This is a genomic window from Candidatus Zixiibacteriota bacterium, assembly GCA_014728145.1.
Classification (GTDB): domain Bacteria; phylum Zixibacteria; class MSB-5A5; order JAABVY01; family JAABVY01; genus WJMC01.
The window spans coordinates 1-19,345 of the sequence record WJMC01000194.1 but is presented as its reverse complement, the minus strand read 5'-3'; the positions used below and the strand labels follow the sequence as shown (position 1 = coordinate 19,345).

General features: G+C 49.7%; 17 protein-coding genes and 1 pseudogene. 6 read left to right on the top strand and 12 right to left on the bottom strand.

Annotation, left to right across the window (positions count from 1 at the left end; genetic code table 11):
• From GF404_11290 to GF404_11250, 9 genes and pseudogenes are all read right to left on the bottom strand, one after another.
• A partial coding sequence (locus GF404_11290; protein ID MBD3382765.1) for a hypothetical protein occupies nucleotides 1-541 on the bottom strand: 541 nt, incomplete at its 3' end.
• On the bottom strand, nucleotides 541-1,686 hold the full coding sequence (gene lpxB / locus GF404_11285; GenBank protein ID MBD3382764.1) for a lipid-A-disaccharide synthase: 1,146 nt from the start codon (nucleotides 1,684-1,686) through the stop codon (nucleotides 541-543). The genes GF404_11290 and lpxB, both read right to left, overlap by 1 nt.
• 3 nt (nucleotides 1,687-1,689) lie before the next feature.
• A complete protein-coding gene (locus GF404_11280; protein ID MBD3382763.1) occupies nucleotides 1,690-2,691 on the bottom strand; it encodes a gfo/Idh/MocA family oxidoreductase in 1,002 nt (333 codons plus the stop codon).
• 104 nt (nucleotides 2,692-2,795) lie between these two features.
• The gene (gene lpxA / locus GF404_11275; GenBank protein ID MBD3382762.1) at nucleotides 2,796-3,575 is read right to left on the bottom strand and encodes an acyl-ACP--UDP-N-acetylglucosamine O-acyltransferase; all 780 of its coding nucleotides are present in this window, start codon (nucleotides 3,573-3,575) and stop codon (nucleotides 2,796-2,798) included.
• Between the two features lie 4 nt (nucleotides 3,576-3,579).
• Nucleotides 3,580-4,977, bottom strand: coding sequence for a bifunctional UDP-3-O-[3-hydroxymyristoyl] N-acetylglucosamine deacetylase/3-hydroxyacyl-ACP dehydratase (locus GF404_11270; protein ID MBD3382761.1), 1,398 nt, complete (start codon nucleotides 4,975-4,977; stop codon nucleotides 3,580-3,582).
• A gap of 166 nt (nucleotides 4,978-5,143) precedes the next feature.
• A pseudogene (locus tag GF404_11265) lies at nucleotides 5,144-5,452 on the bottom strand (hypothetical protein).
• Nucleotides 5,453-5,893: 441 nt separating this feature from the next.
• Nucleotides 5,894-8,122: an AAA domain-containing protein gene (locus tag GF404_11260; GenBank protein ID MBD3382760.1), complete on the bottom strand. Its 2,229-nt coding sequence runs from the start codon at nucleotides 8,120-8,122 to the stop codon at nucleotides 5,894-5,896.
• Nucleotides 8,123-8,140: 18 nt separating this feature from the next.
• Nucleotides 8,141-8,488 carry a hypothetical protein gene (locus GF404_11255; GenBank protein ID MBD3382759.1) on the bottom strand — a complete coding sequence of 116 codons (348 nt, stop codon included), beginning with the start codon at nucleotides 8,486-8,488 and terminating at the stop codon, nucleotides 8,141-8,143.
• Nucleotides 8,489-8,794: 306 nt separating this feature from the next.
• Nucleotides 8,795-8,932, bottom strand: a complete 138-nt coding sequence (locus GF404_11250) for a hypothetical protein (GenBank protein MBD3382758.1) — start codon at nucleotides 8,930-8,932, stop codon at nucleotides 8,795-8,797.
• A 148-nt stretch (nucleotides 8,933-9,080) separates the two neighbouring features.
• On the opposite strand from GF404_11250, the gene GF404_11245 reads away from it, so the two are divergent.
• From GF404_11245 to GF404_11225, 5 genes are read left to right on the top strand one after another with little or no spacing between them, the layout of a single operon-like run.
• On the top strand, nucleotides 9,081-9,599 hold the full coding sequence (locus GF404_11245) for a GNAT family N-acetyltransferase (GenBank protein MBD3382757.1): 519 nt from the start codon (nucleotides 9,081-9,083) through the stop codon (nucleotides 9,597-9,599).
• Between the two features lie 11 nt (nucleotides 9,600-9,610).
• Nucleotides 9,611-10,585 carry an RluA family pseudouridine synthase gene (locus tag GF404_11240; protein ID MBD3382756.1) on the top strand — a complete coding sequence of 325 codons (975 nt, stop codon included), beginning with the start codon at nucleotides 9,611-9,613 and terminating at the stop codon, nucleotides 10,583-10,585.
• 10 nt (nucleotides 10,586-10,595) lie between these two features.
• Nucleotides 10,596-11,108, top strand: coding sequence for a DUF2250 domain-containing protein (locus GF404_11235; protein MBD3382755.1), 513 nt, complete (start codon nucleotides 10,596-10,598; stop codon nucleotides 11,106-11,108).
• A gap of 40 nt (nucleotides 11,109-11,148) precedes the next feature.
• On the top strand, nucleotides 11,149-12,846 hold the full coding sequence (locus GF404_11230; GenBank protein MBD3382754.1) for a hypothetical protein: 1,698 nt from the start codon (nucleotides 11,149-11,151) through the stop codon (nucleotides 12,844-12,846).
• A 36-nt stretch (nucleotides 12,847-12,882) separates the two neighbouring features.
• A complete protein-coding gene (locus tag GF404_11225) occupies nucleotides 12,883-14,625 on the top strand; it encodes a hypothetical protein (protein ID MBD3382753.1) in 1,743 nt (580 codons plus the stop codon).
• 33 nt (nucleotides 14,626-14,658) lie between these two features.
• Here GF404_11225 and GF404_11220 read toward each other — a convergent pair whose 3' ends face one another.
• From GF404_11220 to GF404_11210, 3 genes are read right to left on the bottom strand one after another with little or no spacing between them, the layout of a single operon-like run.
• The gene (locus GF404_11220; GenBank protein MBD3382752.1) at nucleotides 14,659-15,207 is read right to left on the bottom strand and encodes a DUF1295 domain-containing protein; all 549 of its coding nucleotides are present in this window, start codon (nucleotides 15,205-15,207) and stop codon (nucleotides 14,659-14,661) included.
• Nucleotides 15,185-16,696 (bottom strand): hypothetical protein, encoded by a 1,512-nt coding sequence (locus GF404_11215; GenBank protein ID MBD3382751.1) that lies wholly within the window; start codon nucleotides 16,694-16,696, stop codon nucleotides 15,185-15,187. Before GF404_11215 ends, GF404_11220 begins: the two co-directional genes overlap by 23 nt.
• 9 nt (nucleotides 16,697-16,705) lie before the next feature.
• The gene (locus GF404_11210; GenBank protein MBD3382750.1) at nucleotides 16,706-18,034 is read right to left on the bottom strand and encodes a hypothetical protein; all 1,329 of its coding nucleotides are present in this window, start codon (nucleotides 18,032-18,034) and stop codon (nucleotides 16,706-16,708) included.
• Between the two features lie 115 nt (nucleotides 18,035-18,149).
• Between GF404_11210 and GF404_11205 the strand changes: the two genes are divergently transcribed.
• On the top strand, nucleotides 18,150-19,345 hold a 1,196-nt coding region (locus GF404_11205; GenBank protein MBD3382749.1), incomplete at its 3' end, for a hypothetical protein.

Genomic DNA, 19,345 nt, shown 5'->3' with positions numbered 1-19,345 from the left:
TAAAGCTTTTCAGCAGATAACCAAACAACTCTCTGACAGCCTGATATTTGCGAAATGATCTGTCAGAAATCCGCCCATTGATAAGATACAGGCTTATATCTGCCTGAAGTGCGCGTTTCAGAAAATTCGGATACAGTTCGGTTTCAGTCAGTACGATCTTTCGCGGTCGGATTTTCCTGAAAGCTATTTTCAGGCAGGGGTTCAAATCGAGAGGCAGATAGTATATTTCCGCCATAGAGGCGATTTCGGCATCAGCCAGTTTACGCCCGGATGGGGTAACCACGCTCAAGACTAAACGGCAATCGGGATCAGTTTTCCGCAACTGTTCGATCAGCAACCCGGCCAGCTTGACCTCGCCCACCGAGGAGGCATGTACCCAGATCGATTCACGATCATCTCGCACCCGGTCACCGTAAATACCCAGATATTCAAGCAGACGTTTGTCCCCGAATAATCCACGAATTAGTATTACAGGTACAACCACTAACGAGACCAGACTGGTAAGCAGGGTATATGTCCACCCGAACAGACGGTTGTACATCAATGCCTCAAAACTCTGTCACGGATCAGATCCGCCGCACGCGCATATGCGCCTTTCGGCTTGAGGCGGTCCCGCACATTAGAAAGTTTAGAGCGCACAAGTTCGTTATAATCCGGATCTTCGAGATACTTGCGAAGCTCATACGCAATCGATTTCGACCTGGCGCGAAACTGCACCAGCTCGGGGAATACTTTTTCCTGCGCGACCAGGTTAGCCAGCGCGATAGAATCGATCTTGATGAACATGCGCGCCAAAAGATATGTCAAAAACGTAGTGCGATACATCACCACTGCCGGCGTCAGGCAGAGCGCTGTTTCGAGAGTAGCAGTCCCCGATGCCACCAGGGCGCAGTCCGAGGCCTGGATGTATTCATACTTGTGCTGATCGGTGATTTCAAGATTGGGCGGGAGTTCTCCTGCGGTTTTCTGGTAAAGCTTGCGATCCAGGTCAGGGGCCTTGATAATCACACCGTCCTGGTTTTCGAAGCGCTTTGTAAGTTTTCGAAAGGTGTTTACCATGACCGGAAGATTGCGCTCGATTTCCTGCTGTCGGGATCCGGGTAACAACGCAAGCAGGCGCCTGTCATTCGGCAACTCTAAAAAGAAACGTACCTCCTTGCGGGTTCTGGGAGGCGGTATGACATCGATCAGCGGATGACCGACATATTCGATCTTTGTATCATGTTTTTTGAAGAAGTCGACTTCAAACGGAAGAATCGATATCAACAGCCGGCAGTAATTTTTAAGTGCGATGACGCGTTTTGGCTTCCAGGCCCATACCTGTGGCATAATAAAATATACAACCGGGATATTGAGCTTGTGGGCTTCCTCGGCAATCTTCAGGTTCAGCCCGGGGTAATCGACAAGGATTACTAAATCGGGACGGTTTTCGGTCAGGTATCGCGTGATCTCGTTTTTTACTCCGATAAAAAACTTGATTCGCGCGGCTACTTCCAGAAACCCCAGCGCGGCCAGATCACGGCAGTGGTAAAACAACTGAACACCTTCGGACTTTAGCTGTTCACCTCCCAGCCCGACGAAATCATATCCACCACATTTTTTTTTAAGCTCCGCGACCAGCCCTGCGCCATGAATATCGCCCGAGGTTTCGCCGGCCGAGATCAATATCGTGCGACCGAGCACCATCGGTTAACCACCCACCTTCGCAAGCTGTTCGGCCGCCTGACGCTGTACTTCCAAGGCAATTTTTAAGGCACGGAACCCGTCACGACCGCTGACCGGCGGATCATCGCCTGCTTCAACCGCCCGCAGGAACTGGCACAACTCCTCTTCAAGCATATCATAATCATCACCCGCAGGCTGATTGTAAACGATCTTCTTGCCAGTCTGGCCGTATTCAAACGACGTCGAAAAACCTTCCAGTCTGCCGGTCTCGAACTGATCGTCGACCAATAGGAAATTGTCGACCTTCTTTTTATGCAAATCGAAAGAGAGATAATTGTCGCGTTGAAAAATCCTGATCTTTCGCATCCCGGTGGGCGAAATTCGTGAGGCGGTAAGGTTTGCCACACATCCCGATTCGAACTTCAGCCTGACGTTAGCGATATCCATCTTGTCGGACAGCACCTGCACTGCGGAAGCATGGATTTCGCTCACCTCGGAACGGGTAAAATAGAGACACAGGTCGATATCATGTATCATAAGTTCCAGAATCACGGCCACATCCAGACCGCGCGGATTGAACGGGTTGAGCCTGTGAGCCTCGATGAACATCGGCTTGCCGATCCGTCCCCGCATGGCACGGATAGCCGGGTTGAAGCGCTCGATATGTCCCACACCCAGCTTGAGGCCGGCCCGGTTTGCCTGATCGACCAGGCGTTCTCCCTGCTCGGCGGTTTCGGTCAGCGGTTTTTCACAGAAAACATGGCACCCTGATTCGAGAGCCTTAGAGGCGACATCGTAATGATCCACGGTTGGTACGACAACCGAGACCACATCGCAGGCATCAATCAACTCTTCCAGCGATTCGGCAGACCGGACGGAATTCTCCCCGGCGATTCGGTCTGCTTTTTCACGGTCGATATCGTAGAAACCGACCAGCTCGACATCCTCGATTTTGAGAAGTTTTTCGAGGTGGAAACGGCCCAGGTGACCGACTCCGATTACTCCGGCTTTCAGCTTACTCTTCATAGATGATGAGATAATATCATATCGCCAGCGAAAAGTCAACTTTCTTGAATTCAACAGATTGATGCTATATCATTGGATAAAAAAAACGAGCACGGGAAGCGGATTTACTTGATGATCCCTCGTTCGGAGGATTCGATCATTTCGAGGACTTTTTTAACTTCCGCTGTTTGCTCAACTTTTGAAGCGACTTTTTCAAGCGCTTGCGAGGTGTTTAAATCGGAGAAAAACAGGTAGCGGAAAGTTTCCCTCAGAGGTTTCATTTGATCCGATCTGAATCCCCGGCGTTTTAAGCCGACCAGGTTGAGCCCCCTGACCTTAAGCGGATACCCGCCCATCAAGGCATACGGCACGACGTCCTGCGGTACCCTGAAACCTCCGCCGATCATGGCATGTTCTCCGACCCTGACGAACTGGTGGATGACGGTATTACCGCTGACTATGGCGTGATCATGGATGAACACATGGCCGGCCATCTGCACCGAATTGGCAATGATCACATTGTCACCCAGGTGGCAGTCATGGGCAATGTGCGAGTATGCCATCAGGAGGCAATTTGCGCCCACTACAGTCTCGAACGACCATTCAGTTCCGCGATTGAGGGTGGCAAATTCCCGTATGACGGTATTCGCGCCGATTTTGAGTACCGTCTCCTCCCCGCCGAATTTCAAGTCCTGCGGGACTGTGCCGAGTGTAGCACCATGATGAACCGTTACATTTTCAGCCAGACGACTGCCCCACGCGATCATTGCGCGGGGACCGATCTTTGAGCCTTTGCCGATTTGCACATTGCTTTCGACAATAGCGTAAGGGCCGATCACGACACCGCTGTCGAGTTCGGCTTTTGAATCAACTATAGCTGTGGAATGGATTTCAGTTTCACTCATATTCTTACCTGTCTACCAGAGCGGCCATCAAAGTCGCCTCCGTGGCTACCTTGTCACCAACCATCGCCCGTCCCTTCATCTTGCAGGTCCCCCGCCTGAACGCGACCAGTTCCAGCTCGAACCTGAGGATATCCCCCGGTTCGACCGGTTGCCGGAAACGGGCGCTGTCGATCGACACGAAATAGAGAAGCTTCTTTTCCGGTTCCTCGACTGAATTTAAAATCAAAAATCCGCCCGCCTGCGCCATCGCCTCGATGGTCAAAACTCCCGGCATAATCGGATGACCGGGAAAATGACCCTGGAAAAATGGTTCGTTGATTGTTACGTTTTTCTGGGCGATCACCTTCTTGTTGGGTTCGAGATCGATGATCTTATCTATCAGCAGAAACGGGTAGCGATGAGGCATAACTTTGAGAATAGCGTTGATGTCGAACATCACACCTTTTTTAGAAGCCCCCGGGCCGGCATATTTCTGGGCCAGCAGCTTTTTCTCATAGGTCGCGCGAATCTTCTTGGCCAGGGCGACATTGGCCGCATGCCCGGAGCGCGCCGCCAGGAAATGCCCCTTGACAGGCATCCCCAGAAGCATCAGATCACCCAGCAGATCAGCCGCTTTATGACGTACAGGCTCGTTATAAAATCGCAGGGGCACATCATTGAAGATCCCGCTTTTGCCAATCGTGATGTCCTGCTCTATATCGAATAAATTTTTAAGCTTGTCTATCTCCGCCTGCCCGAGATCCTTGTCTACAATCACAAGTGCAGAATCGAGACCTCCCCCCTTGATAATTCCCTGTTCGCGGAGTGTCTCAACCTCGGACAGGAAACAAAAGGTGCGTGCGGCGGCAAACTCTTCCACGAATTCTTCACGCAGATCGACAAGGGAAGTGTATTGTGTGCCGAGGGCGGGATTCTTGTAATCGATCAGAAATGTTATCCTGATTGTTTCGGAAGGTGTTACGACTATATCTATGTGTCGATCCGGCTCGGAGTAGATGATCGGTTCCTCGATTACCAAAAAGTTCTTGTCGGCTTCCTGTTCGACCAGACCGGCCTCCAGGAGCTTATCGACAAACGGTTTCATGGAACCATCCACTATAGGCGGTTCGATATTGTCCAGCTCGCAGACGACATTGTCGATCTCCAGACCGGCCAGTGCGGACAGGACATGCTCGACCGTGTGCACACGATATTCGCCTATACCGAGCGTGGTACCGCGATTGAGATCGACAACGTTTTCCAGGTGAGCCGGGATCATCGGGCAACTGTCGACATCGATCCGCTTAAAGGAGATACCATCATCGATACCGGCAGGTACGAAACGTATTGTAGATTTACATCCGGTATGGAGCCCTATGCCCTCGAGTGAAACGGTCTTGCCGATTGTCTTCTGCTTGCAGATTTCCTACCTCCGAATTTTCGGAGATTATATGATTTTTTTGCCGGTTTGTAAATACGTTTTTAACAGTAGTTGCAGGAAGCGTTTCTCAGAGGGCCTCGTCAGTCAACTCATCGAGGTTGCCCTGGTCTGCCATATCAGGAGATTTAACCAGGTGCTCATCCATATCCTTGAGCCTCTGGATCAGCTTGTCCTGGTAGAGAATCCGTCTCATGGAGCGAAAAATCAGGTAGAAGCTCAACACCACAAGTACAGTGTTGAGACCCATCAGCGGAATAATAAAGAGCATATTCTCGGTGAATTCGTAATGGCCGGAAGTGGCGATCAACACCGTCACCACCGAAAACGGCAAAGTCAGAATCGCGATCCCTGTCCTCAGTACAGCCAGAGAAGTGCGTTTGGCCGCCAAAAGCATCGTGATTTTCGCTACGATACTCGATTCAGTTTCGCATTCTTTGATTTCGTCGATTTCTTTCATAGCAATTTCCAGAGAATATATCGGAAGTTAAATTAATAAATGCGCTCACAAAAGCAAATTATTCTATCGTTAGCAATGTGCAATTAACAGGAATAAAAAAACCCTCACTGTCCCGCCACGGCAGTGAGGGAATTTGCCCAAAGCCTCCCGATATCTAATCGCAGGAGGAGAAACCCAAAATCGACCAGCATCTCAACTGGTTGTAAACTATATCTGCAACCTCTGTGCCATAAAAATAAACCATTCCTTGCAACAACATACACTTATGGCATACAATGACTTATGAATGCCTACAAGTTCCAGTGCTTATTTCATGTAATAACACTGAAAAACGCAATTTCTGCTTTCAGAAACTTTGTAAACAGCTATAACATAACCATAAGACAATGACTCATATAGCTTTATGATATTTCTGGGGATTCTGCGGAAAATCGTCGCAAATTACGCAATGACAATATTGTGACGCTTGATCTTGGAGCGAAGAGTAGCTTCCGGCATCTTGAGAATCGTGGCGGCTTTGCGAATTACATAATCGGCCTGGGCCAACGCTTCCAGGATACGGTTGCGTTCGAAAGTGGAAATCTGCTCGGCCAGCCCGGAATTTTTATCGATTTTAAACTGGTTGACTTCAGCCGAAAGTTTCTCCACAAGCTTACTGATAACTTCCTCGGTGTCACCCGGATAAGAGAGCGCCAGGAGATTGATTTCATTTTTCAATTCGCGGATATTACCCGGCCAGTCATAGCTCTGGATACGATCTTTGACTTCCGGGGTAAACAGTTGGTTCTTATCCGGAATTTCAAAACCCTTCTCGCATAAAAAGTGAATGATCAACTCGAAAATATCGTTTCCTCGTTGAGCCAGAGGGGGCAACTCAAAAGTCATCACCGCGATACGAAAATACAGGTCCTGCCGGAACAACCCGTTTTCGACATCCTCCTCGAGGTCTCGATTTGTGGCGCAGATCAGCCGAAAATCGACTTCTCGGGGAAGATGATCACCGATTCTGAGCACCTTTTTATTTTCCAGGGCTCCCAGCAGTTTGGCCTGAATCGCAGGTGGAAGTTCACCGATTTCATTTAAAAACAGGGTACCGCCGGCAGCCGCGGCAATCAGCCCATCCTTGGTTTCAGTGGCATTGGTGTAGGCTCCCTTGACATGACCGAAAAGCTCCGACTCAGCCAGTTCCGGTGGAATCGCGGCACAATTGACCGAGATGAATTTCTCGGTGCGCCGGATTGAACTGTAATGAATGAACTTGGCCAGTTGGTCTTTGCCTGTACCGGTTTCACCGCCGATCAGAATCGGGATATCGGCATCCTTGATCGAATCCACCGCGCGCATAATCGCCTGAATGTTGCGGTTGGAGCTTACGATCTTGATAATCCGGCCATCCGGGGTAGAGACCTCATAGTCACGCTGGCCGTTACGGTCAACCTGAGGCGCACGGTTGAGGTTGAAATCCAGCTCCATCGCGGTGTACAGCTCGCGCGCCAGCCGGAGATAATGTTGTGATTCAGCCAGGTTGCCCTTGAATATCCGGTAAGCGGCAATATAAGCCTGCGAAAGATCGAACCTGGCCCCGCTCTTCTGGACCATGTCGATAGCACGGTGAATCAAATCGGACGCGGCTTGCTTGTCCCCCTTGACAGAGGAAAGTTCGGCCAGCACCCTGCAGGCCGCCCCGCTCTCCAGCTTCTCACCGATCTTTTCAGCCATCTCGAAAGCCCGGGAAGCGCTCAGACGGGCATCTTCGAGACGGTTAAGCTTCATCTCGATTTCAGCCTTGAGCCTCAGGCTCTGCGAGATCATCGCACTCGCATCTGATAACCCGAGCGCATAATCCAGCGCTTTCTTGATTTGAGCCAGGGCTTCATCGTGGTTGCCAAGTTCAAACTCAAGCTCGGCCAGGTACTCATGATAAATACCATACTCACGGGTAAGGTTGTGCTTTTCTATCAGACCGAAAGCCTTTTTCAGGGATTTTCGCGCGGAGTCGAAATTGGAAAGCCGCAATTCAGCATAGGCCAGAGAGAGGCAGGCCCGGCACAGGTTGTGAACCCGGTTCAGTTCGGTATTTTTCTGAATCGATATCGTAATGTACTTGACCGCCTGATTAAAATCCCCCAGCATACTTGAGATTTGCCCCAGGTTACCAGTCAGCGAGGCCACCCTGTCGGAAAGACCCTGTTTTCGGGCATACTCGAGGGCTTCATTCAAAAGCCTGACAGCTTCTTTGAAATCGCCCCCGATAAAGCTGATCTGTGCCAGCCGATTGAGTGTGTCAATGAGCCCTGTGAGATTGCCTGAACGCCTGTGGGCGGCAATCACGTCACGGTACTCCCTGCGGGCAAATTCCGTCTCACCGAGTGCCAGGTAAGCTTTGGCGGTCTGAGTCTGGATGCGGGCTATGAGCTCGTTGTCGGACTCATGGCGGGCCCTCTGATAAGCTTCTTCTGCAGTCTCGAGGGCGTTCTTGTAGTCGCCCATGAGGTTCAGGATCCGGCCCTTGACCTCAAGAAAAAGTACTGAATCATATAGATTCAGCCCGATCTTACCATCGGCGTCACGTAATTCCGCCAGGGCCTGGGGGTAATCTCCCTGTTCGATCAGTCTCTCGATTTCCGAGACAATCTCGCTTATCTGTTTTTTATATCCAGTTGTACTCATCAATACCTGATTAATGTTTTATTTGAACAAACGACGGTTCTCAAGCCTCGATTTGTCCTTGAACTTGTTGTCACCGGACTTGGATTCTGGCTTCTCGATAGTGGCACGACTGCTCTTAAAGATGCTCTTCACCAGGCTCATAATAAAGTCCATGCCCTTACCGAAAAGTTCACCTTCATCATCATCGTCACCTTCATTATCCTGCCAGGGATGTTCCTCGCCGTTGTCGTCGTCATCCCCCGGACCTGTTCCCGTGGGATCATGGACCACAGGTTTGTCCGGCCTGTCCATGGCCGCCAGGGGAACCACCTGTACTGCCATAAAAATCGACAGCAGGAAAATCATGAAAATCTTACGCAATCTCATCTGACACACTCCTTGATGTATGAAAACGATATTATCTCACCTCAGATAAGACGCATGAAGTCGTCTTACACTAAAATTATCATGGCGATTTATGGGGTGAGAGAGTTTTGAAAGTCAGTTTACTCGCTTAAATTATAATCCACCATCGACTTGATGTCAAGTAAAAAGCAGATAATGTGCGCAAAAATTCACGCCCCCTTCATACAATTATAACGCAGAATCTGCGACTGAGATCCAGATAATCACAAAACAAAAGCCTGCGATCCTTTAAATTGCAGGCTTAACAAGATATTATGAATGGATTTCTTATTCGGGTAGCGAGGGAGTATCGCCTGAATCATCATCAATCTCAATATCAGGCTTGGATTCGGTGCCTTTATCGCTACATGATACCAGAGATAGCAAAGCGAATGATGTAATCAGCACTATCAGCAGCTTCTTCATTGTTGTCCTTTCATTGCTTGATAACTAAATCAGACCGCGAATATAGTGATTACGCAGTCAGAATGCAATCCGTTTAAAATAATTTGTGCTTGACCACGCTTTTCATGCGGGCTACATTCCCTCTATGTTTCTTGCATGGGGGATGCTGATGCCTCGGGCTGCCGGACCGGATATCCAAATCAGGACGATCGTTTCTTCCGATAAGAACTGGATCAGAAAAGTGGTATGTGAACGCTGGGGTTCCGAGATAGTTGTTTCCAGAAATCGAATCCACCTGCCTCACAATCTCTCTGGTTTTATTTGCGAGAGGAAGCATTCACCGCTGGGACTTATAACATACGAGATTGTCGAACGGTCCTGTGAAATCCTAACACTCGACAGTTTTGAAGAAAACCGGGGAATCGGCACTGCCCTGATAGAGAGTATGATCGAAAAAGCAAAAACCGAAGCATGCCGGCGATTGTGGCTGGTTACCACCAACGACAACATCCGGGCTATACGCTTCTACCAAAAACGCGGATTCGTTTTGGCGGGACTGCACAAGGACACAATCGCCCGGGCACGCCTTCTAAAACCGGAGATACAGATGAGAGGATATGAGGGTATCCCGATCCGTGATGAAATCGAGTTCGAGATCATGCTTAAGCGAAATGGCGAAAATATTTAGGTTGGACATAATTGGAGCATTTTGAATTTAAAGTGGAAGCTGACCAGGTCGACCGCAGGATAGACCGCTTCCTTCGGGATCATCTCGAGGGTGTCTCCCGTTCGCGCATCCAGAAACTGATCGTGGACGGCATGATAACCGTCAATGGCGAGGAAATCCGGGCCAACTACCGCCTGCGTGAAGATGACCTGATCGAGGGAGACAACCCTCAAAAGCGCAGATTTCATCTGGTGCCCGAGCAGATCGAGCTTGATATCCGTTACGAGGACGATTACCTGCTGGTGATCAATAAACCTCCCGGACTGGTGGTCCATCCGGCAGTCGGCAACTACACCGGAACATTGCTTAACGGCATCATCTATTACCTTGGTCAGAAGGCTGAAGACGATCACAACCTCCATCCCGGCCTGGTACACCGTCTCGATAAGGACACCTCCGGACTCCTGCTGGTATCGAAAGTGGAATCGGTGCGTAACTTCCTGCAGGAGGAGCTCAAGGCGCGCCGTATTAAACGCCATTACCAGGCAATCGTATGGGGGCATCTGCGTGAAACCGAGGGCAAAATCGAACTGCCACTGGGAAGATCCCCCGGCGACCGGCGCAAAATGGCGGTGGTAGATCACAACGGCAGGGAAGCTGTCACGAATTATCATCGCCTGGTCCGATACAAGTTTGCCGACCAAATCGAAGTCGCGCTCCAGACCGGAAGAACCCACCAGATTCGCGTACATTTCTCGCATATCGGCCACCCGGTGGTGGGTGACCGCGATTATGGCGGTGACGAGAACATTATCTCAGGTATGTACGATCAATACCGGCAGGAAGCCAGAAACATCCTGAAACTGATCTCCCGCCAGTGCCTGCACGCCTGGAAGCTGAGCTTCAAACATCCGGTCACAAAACTGGTGCATACGCTCAAATCCGATCCGCCTGAAGATATGCAAAAGGTAATCGAGTACCTAGAACGGGTAGAACATCTCGGATAAAAAGTTTGTTATGGCAGAGGATAAATTACATTTAGCGGAAGGTTACAAGACGGCCAATTGCTGTTTGCCCAGGCCGGAATGTGAGATTTCTGGTTATTTCAGCCACAACGGTATTATGGTTGTACACAGGAAGGATTGCGTGAACTTGAATAAGGTCGATCCGGAACGGATCATAAAACTTTCATGGCCGGAGATCCTCGACAAACCACCGGAAAAACCGGACGATGATTACGATCTTTTGGAGGAACTCGATTTAATGATCATGCTTCATCATCGCGAATACGGGGTCGATTATTCTCTCAAGGTCGCCAGGGTTTTGCACGAGGACAAGCAGGCGGTTTTCGACAGCCACAACAAACTGCGTGAAATGAATATTCTGAAACGAGTCAAGCCTCTTATCATTCAGTACCGCAAAGGCGTTGTCGACAACAAATGGATCAAACATCGCAATCATACGTACTATCAATTGACCGAGAAGGGTGATCTTTATCTCGATCACTATCTCGAGGATAAAAACAGCTGAGCAATACAGTTAGTTATCATAATTCAAGGGAGAGAAAACCATGAGACACAAAAAGATTCCGGTATTGTTTACGGCAGTTGCGGTATTCATGATGATTACCGCGAGCCTGTCGGCCACTACCGAAAACCAGCTTTTGCGCATTCTCGACGAGGAATTGAACTATAATTTCGAGAAGCTCCAGCATGCCGACAGTGCCGAACTGTACTTTATGTCCTACCAGGTTCTGGATGAACGCCAGATCAATTACTCGGCCCAGCTCGGCGTACTCAATCGTGAAGATGACAATCACGGTCGCTACCTGGATATCCAGACCAGGGTCGGCAGTTACGCCATGGACAACACGCGCGAAATCCCCGGGCGCGGGCGGGGCTATTCCTACGGCGGGTCAGCCGAACTGCCTCTCAACAACAATGAAAAAGGCATCCGCATGAAGCTCTGGGAAGAAACCGACCAGAACTTCCGTGAAGCCCAGAAACGTTTCACCAATGTACTGACCGGAACCGCGGTAAAAGTCGAGGCCGAGGATCAATCCGATGACTTCTCTCGCGAAGAACCGCATGTGTTTATTGGTGACGAGGTCTCTCTGGATTTTGATCCCCGGCTCTGGTCGGAGAAGCTCAAGCGCTACAGCGAAATCTTTCTGAATCATCCCGAAATCGAACGTTCTTCGGTTTCCCTGTCTGCCAGCTCGCGTAACAATTATTATGTCAATACCGAAGGTAGCCGTATTCAGGACGGCCAGAAATATATCAGATTGACAATTTACTGTGCCAGCAAGGCCGAGGATGGTATGAATCTCTGGCGCCATGAGGGTTTCGATGCCGCCGATTTTTCCCGACTTCCCGGAGACCAAAAAGTAATCGAAACAATCCAGACACTGATCGATGAATTGATAGCTCTCAAGCAGGCTCCACTGGCAGAACCTTACTCCGGTCCGGCGATTTTGACCGGTCGGGCTTCAGGTGTATTTTTCCATGAAATTTTCGGCCACCGTATGGAGGGCCATCGTCAGAAAAGTGAAAGCGAGGGCCAGACCTTCACCAAAAAAGTCGGCGAACAGATCCTGCCCGAGTTTATCAATGTATACAGCGATCCATCTGTCGAGACTTACCACGGGGTCGACCTGCGTGGCTATTATCGCTACGATGATGAAGGCATTCCCGGCAAGAGGGTGACGCTTGTGGATCATGGCGTATTGCGTAATTTCATGATGTCTCGCTCTCCGATCGAAAACTTCCCGCATTCCAATGGCCACGGGCGCAAACAACGAGGTCATGATCCGGTTTCGCGCCAGTCCAACCTGATCATCGAATCCGAAAAAGCGGTCGATTTCGCGCAACTTAAAAAGATGCTGATTGAGGAATGCCGTCGGCAGGAAAAGCCCTACGGCCTGATCTTCTACGATATCTCCGGCGGATTTACTTTTACCGGCCGATTCATGCCCCAGGCATTCAAAGTCAATCCCTTGATAGTGTATAAAGTCTATGTCGAGGATGGACGCGAGGAACTGATCCGGGGCGTGGATATCGTCGGCACCCCGCTGACAAGTTTCAGCAAGATAATCATGGCCGCAGACGATCCTGACATCTTCAACGGCACCTGCGGGGCGGAATCGGGCAGCGTTCCTGTTTCGGCTATCTCGCCCAGCCTGTTGTTGTCCGAAATCGAAGTCGAACGAGCCCAGAAAAGCCAGCAGAGGCCGCCACTATTGCCTTCACCTCTGACAAAACAGCAGTAAGTGTCGTCAAATCCGAGATACAGCAGGAGTTAAAGAATGTATATATGCAGAAAATCCAATTTGATAATTTGGCTTTCACTGGTACTTGTGATGCTTTTGGGAGTCACGGGATCGGCCGATGAGGATGTAGTCGTCAGTGCGCTTTCTGACGAGATCGAACGCAATATGGAGAACCTCAAACTCGAGGACGAAGCCCGGCCGTATTTCATCCGATACCTGGTCAACCTCGAGAACAATTGCCATATCAAAGCTGAATACGGTTCAATCGTTAAATGTGATCGCACTGATGCCAACCAGATGTTTATCGACTTGCGAGTGGGCGATTACGACTTTGACAACAGCAATTTCGTCCACACTATCTGGCAGACCGGTATGGAGACGGTAAACCTGCCGGTTGAACTGGACTACCATGCTCTTCGTCATGCCGCCTGGCTGGGTACAGACAATGCCTATAAAACGGCAATCGAAAACCTTGCCATGAAAAGCGCAACACTCCAGAACCGGATGCAGGAAGACACGCTTGCCGACCTGTCGCGGGCGAAGAAAGTCAGGCATTTCGACGAATTTGCCAAACCGCAGGCGGATACCAGCAAATTCAAGGAGATACTGGCAGACCTGTCCTCGGTCTTCCGGGACTACCCGCAGTTCAAGCATTCTTCAGTCGAACTCAATACTAAAACCGAAAACAGGTATATCATCAACAGCGAAGGTACACAGATACGCAAAGGCCGTCACATCCATTACATCTTTATTGAAGCCCGCGGTCTCGATGACAACGGTTTGCCCGTGTACAACTACGACCGCATCATTTTTGAAGATATCGAAGAGCTTCCATCAGTCGGGGAACTTCGAAACTGGATCAAGTCGTTTGCCGATGAAACCGCGATTTTGGTCGAGACCGAACCGCTCGAGGACTATATCGGACCGGTCATCTTTCATTCCAACGGTGCGAACCAATTCCTGGTCAAGATGTTTCTCGACAATATTTCCAATCCTCGTAGACCGCTGACCTCGAACGAGGGCATGAAAGACTATCTCCACGATCCAAAACTGGCTCGAAAGATCGGTTTCCGGGTCGTGCCCGATTTTATCAGCATCTACGATGATCCCACTATTACCGAATACAAAGGCCTCAAGCTGGCCGGTGATTACCTTTATGATGACGATGGTGTCAAGGCCGAAAAAGTGCAACTGGTTAAAAACGGCAGGTTACGAAATTACTATATGAGCCGCACGCCTACCAAAAAGATCACTGAATCCAACGGTCACGGCCGCCTGATACAGGGTGGCTGGGGCGCAGTCGAGGTCGTCGGCAAACCGGGCAATGTCATCATCGAAAGCGAGGAGACTTTCTCATTCGAGGAGCTCAAGCAACAGATGCTGGAACTTTGCCGGGCGATGGATATCGAGTATGGCCTGATTGTGGAACAGATGAATTTCTCGGGTCGTCCCGACACGGACGGTCGCATGAGGTTCGCTCGCAGAGGCCAGGATAATGAACTTCCACGTGTCCTGAAAGCTTACAAGATATCTGTCAAAGACGGTTCCCTGACGCCGGTGCGAGGCATGGATTACGCAAATCTCTCGGTGCGTACACTCAAGGACATCCTGGCGGTGGGTGATGATTACAATGTTTATCACAGCATGTTCGACGGTGCGTTTACAAATACCGCTTCGGTTGTCCTGCCTTCTATTCTGGTGGAAGAGATGGAACTGACAAGGATGTCAGCCACCAGCCGCAAGCCCCCGATCGTAGACAATCCGTTATCAAGAGACTAACAACCACAATAGAAGCGAATTCGGGCTGGGTAATCAATCCAGCCCGAAAATATTACGAAACAGCATGTTGACGGCCGGAATAAAGCGAGGTGTGGATTCCTTGTAGCGAACAAAATCTTCACCGTAAATCCGCAGCATGATTTGGTCTGTGATCTGCACCGAGATCGTGAAGATCAGAAGCACCGCGACAGCAATCAGAAGCATACTGATTGAATTCATAATAAATGAGACGCCAAACAAAGTAATCATGGTTCCAAAATATGATGGATTGCGAGTATACTTAAAAACGCCCGAATTGATAAACGGCCTGCCCCTTTTTTTTCGCAGGAAGAGAACACCCCGCCCTGTCCCGAGCGTAAAGAAGGTCATCCCAACCACCGCTAAGACCGAACCAACCGCCTTTCTGGCAAGCGAGAAATGAAGATATAACTCCGGCAATGGCAGGACACTCTCAAGATACATCGCCAAAAGTATCAACAGGTAGATCACACCGCCGAAAACAAACGGCAACAGCGGTGTAAACCAGGCCACATCGCGGTCGCGAAACGGCCTGAGCTCCTTAGCGGAAAAGTTTGTCGGCATGGATGATAACAATATCCTCGGGGTTCAACCCCAGGTCGAAGTCTTTTACCCGGCGGTTGACCTCCTCCAGCCCGTTTGCGCTGGCGCCCTCGGGAAGCGTAAGACTGGTTTGCTGGCTTAAAAGTTCACTTTTCATCTTCTCGGCCTGATCTGTCACGATTACGATCAGCAGGCCATCGCTCGACCAGTGATCATAAACCGCAGTGTTTACATCAGCACTGGACTGCTTCATAATCCTGGTTTCATAGTTCTCAATAAACCCGGGCAGTTCATAATAGATCTCTTCCAGGTTTTTATCGAGACGCTGTTTAGCGGCTTCGATCAAAAACGGGAAATGATTGATCTCGTAGCTTTTCACCGTCTCCATTGCCAATGGTTCAATTCCGGTCGTGATCAGTTTTTCCAGTTCATAGAGAGACATTTTGATCGCGAATTCCGTATTCTCACGTCTCGGGTAGGTCCAGATAGAGAAATACTGCGGTTCAAACGGTGTCAGAGAGAGAGGATTGTTAGACCATCCCGCCTGTCGAAAATGCTCATGGTAGCTGTATGCTCCGTAAGATAACCCGCGTTCCTCTCGGATAGTCATGAACAGGCGACCAAACATCTCGCGATGACGTCCCAGATAGGAATTGGCGATCTGGAGCGGGTACCAGACAGGATCCCGACGAGTGTAGCGCAACAGCTTTCCGATCCGGATCTGGGCCTGGTCGCGACCCGGTTTTTCGACAATGATCACTGTGCGCTCGCTGTATCCCCTGGCTTGTGGTCGAATCCTTTCGACTGTTTCACCACCCAATGAATTGAGATCATCGACAAATTCATGAGCAAAAGCTTCTGGATAATCCCCGGCCAACCCGCAGATGATATTGGCGGAAGTAAAGTGCTCGGTGTGAAATTCACGCGCGTCTTCCGGTGTCAGCTTTTCGTTAGAGCTGAATAGACCCATAACCGGATGTTCATAGGGATGGCCGGCATAAAGATGCTTCTCCAATGTTGCCAGGCAGAGACGGGCATCGTTTTGGATGACCTGCTTCAAAGCATGTTTCTGATCCGCCTTGAGCGCTTCCAGTTCAGCAAAAGAAAATGAGGGTTGAAGCAGTATTTCCCTGAAAACAGGGTAAAAGTTTTCGAGCTCACGGCTGAGCACTCGGGCTGAAATATGGATCACTTCCCGATCGACTCGGATATCCAGCCTTCCGCCCAGGCTGGCAATTTTTTGCGATATTTCTTCTTTGCTATATGATTCAGTTCCCCTCTCAAGGTAATGCGCGGTCAGCCATGCCAATCCCTCTTTGCCCTCAGGATCATCAGCTGATCCGGATTTGACGACCACTGAAAAATATATCACCGGCATACGCGAATCCGGTTGACCAACAAAATCGACATGGTATTCTACTTCCGGCTCAACTTGGTTTGCTTCCCTTTCGGCGCAACCAAAAGCAAAATACAGGCTGAACAAAAAAGCAAATATCAGCTTCGTTTTCATAATCCTTATCTACTCCATTTTTTCCGGCATCAGGGTAACCACCGAACGGTTGGAAGCAATCAGGTATTTCTCAGCCACATGGGCCAGGTCGGATCCACTTATCGTGGAAAGCATCTCGTAGTATGTAAACATCAGCTTATAGTCCCCCCCGGAGAGTTGATAATATCCCAGTGTCCCGGCGATACGGGCCGGTCGATCGAGCCGGAAAACATATTCCGCCTTGAGTTCATTGACAGTACGCGTGAGTTCATTTGCCGAGACTTGGCCCTTTCGAATTTTATCAAAGCCATCATATATGATCCGTAAAGTTGAATCACGATTCGCCGGGTCGCGTAAAGTCAAATCGATCACAAACAAACCCGGGTCTTTCATACCCTCATATTCGGCGTTGATTCTGTCTACCAATCCAAGATCATCTTTGAGTAAAGTATTTAATCGCCCTCCCTCACCAAACATCATCCGTGCCAGAACCTGGAGCGCCAGGAGGTCCTTGTCATGAAAATTGAGATCAGGACCATGATAAGCGATATTAACACGTGGGGAGATCTCAGGCGATTTCCATGTAAGGTTCATGGTCCTCTCGCGTTTTTGACGCGGTTCCTCGCGTACGCGTCCAATCGGGGGCAGTGATGAGGGCCAGTCACTGTAATATTGATGTATCAGGTTCAGGGCTTCTTCGGTTTCGAAATCTCCGACGATGATTATCGTGACGAAGTTTGGTGAATAAAAAACGTCTTTAAAATCGTTGGCGTCCCTGTAACTAAGGTTCCGCTCGACGTCGTTTTCCCATCCGATCACGGGATGCTCATAAGTGTGACGGGTATAGGCCAGCCTGTAAATCTGTTCTGACATATATCCATCGGGATCATCGGCAATAAACCTGCGCCGCTCCTCGCGCACCGGTCCCATCTCGCGCCCAAAAGTTTCAGGGCTGAAGTTGAAATTACGAATCCGGTCAGCCTCGATCTCGATAATCTCCGGCAAAAATTCAGATTTGGCGTTGACATAATAACAGGTGTAGTCCTGCCCGGTGTAAGCATTGACCTGCGGTCCCATATGGCTGACTGCCTGCATGTAATCCGGGTTTTTTTCGGTACCGCGAAACATCAAATGTTCAAGCACATGAGCCACGCCGGTCGCTCCTGCACGGAGTTCATCGCGCGAACCGGCGCTGACAAACAGCTGATGCGAAACCGTCGGAAATGCATCTATTTCACAGGTCAAAACCGTCAGGCCGTTCTCGAGAACTGTCTGTTCCACATCCAGATCGATCTGGGATAAGGCAGGCGTAAAGAAGAGAACTACATGAATAATCAGCAGACGTAACATCCTGTTCATCCAACCTCCTGGTTGCGTGTATTATAATATATAAAACTTAAGCAGGGCAAGCACAATCGGTGCTTGTCACGAAAGCATAGATTTCATAGATTAAGTCTACGAAACCGGATTTAATATGATGGGTGTACTAAAAAAAATTGTCTACTCTTCGCTGGCGGTAGTTCTGGTTCTCGCCCTGGTGGAGATCGTCCTCAGGCTGAGCGGAATGGTGCCGATTGGCAGGATTGTCGATCCGGCATTAGCTCATAATAGCTGGCAGAGAAACCTTTTTTCCGGGTTTATGGGTATTCATGAAAGCGACCCGGAACTCCTCTGGAAGATGAAACCTGACCTGATCAAGCCATTCGTAAAAACCAACCGTCATGGTCTCAGTGGTCCGGAGGTGCCGTATAAAAAACCTTCCGGCACCCTCAGGATCCTGCTATTGGGTGACTCCACCCCGTTGGGAATCGGCCTGTCCGACTGGGGTAATTCCTTCGCCTGGATACTCAGGCAGGTTCTCTCACGATATCACAATGGCCCGGTCGAAGTCGTCAATGCTTCTACTGCCGGCTATTCAAGCCTGCAGGGATTGAAGTATCTCGAAATCGAAGGGCTAAAATATGACCCGGATATCGTACTTGTCTACCTCGGTAATAATGACGCTTCCTACAATGGTTTTTTGAGTGATTCCGCATTGATGGAAAAATCGGCGAATTACCGTCAGGCCCGCAAATTTTTGAACAATTTCCAGCTTTATCGATTTTTAAAAAACCTGTTGCGCCCGGTCAAATCCGGATCACCGAGTATTGATAACCGCGAGTTGAAAGTGCGGGTCACTCCCGAACAGTACGCCCTGAACCTGCTAAAAATCTATGAACTCTGCCGACAGAACGATATCGCGCTGATAGTGAATACAATCCCGGTCCCGCTGACATGGCCCCCGGCAGTGGAGTTCAAAGTTTTCACCGAGGGACGTGATTCAGTCAGCGGTGAATTGTACATGCCCGAAATTCAGCGCAGACAATTGAAAACAAAGACCGCTCTCGCGCTCGACTGGAAGATGTTTGAAGAGAATTATGGCAAAATTGACGAATGGTCACGGCACGTGCTCGAAACCGCCTACACCGATAACGGAGCGCTTGCACCGAAAATAACCGCATACCGCTCCGAACTGCGGGTTGTCCCGGTTGACATCGAGGCTCTCAATAATCTGGGAGTTATTTTCTGGAGGCAGTTTCAATTGGACAGCGCCCTGGTCTATCTCAGGCAGGCAGTCGCTCATGATCCCGAAAATCCGTACCTGCTCTACAACCTGGGCATGACGTTTTA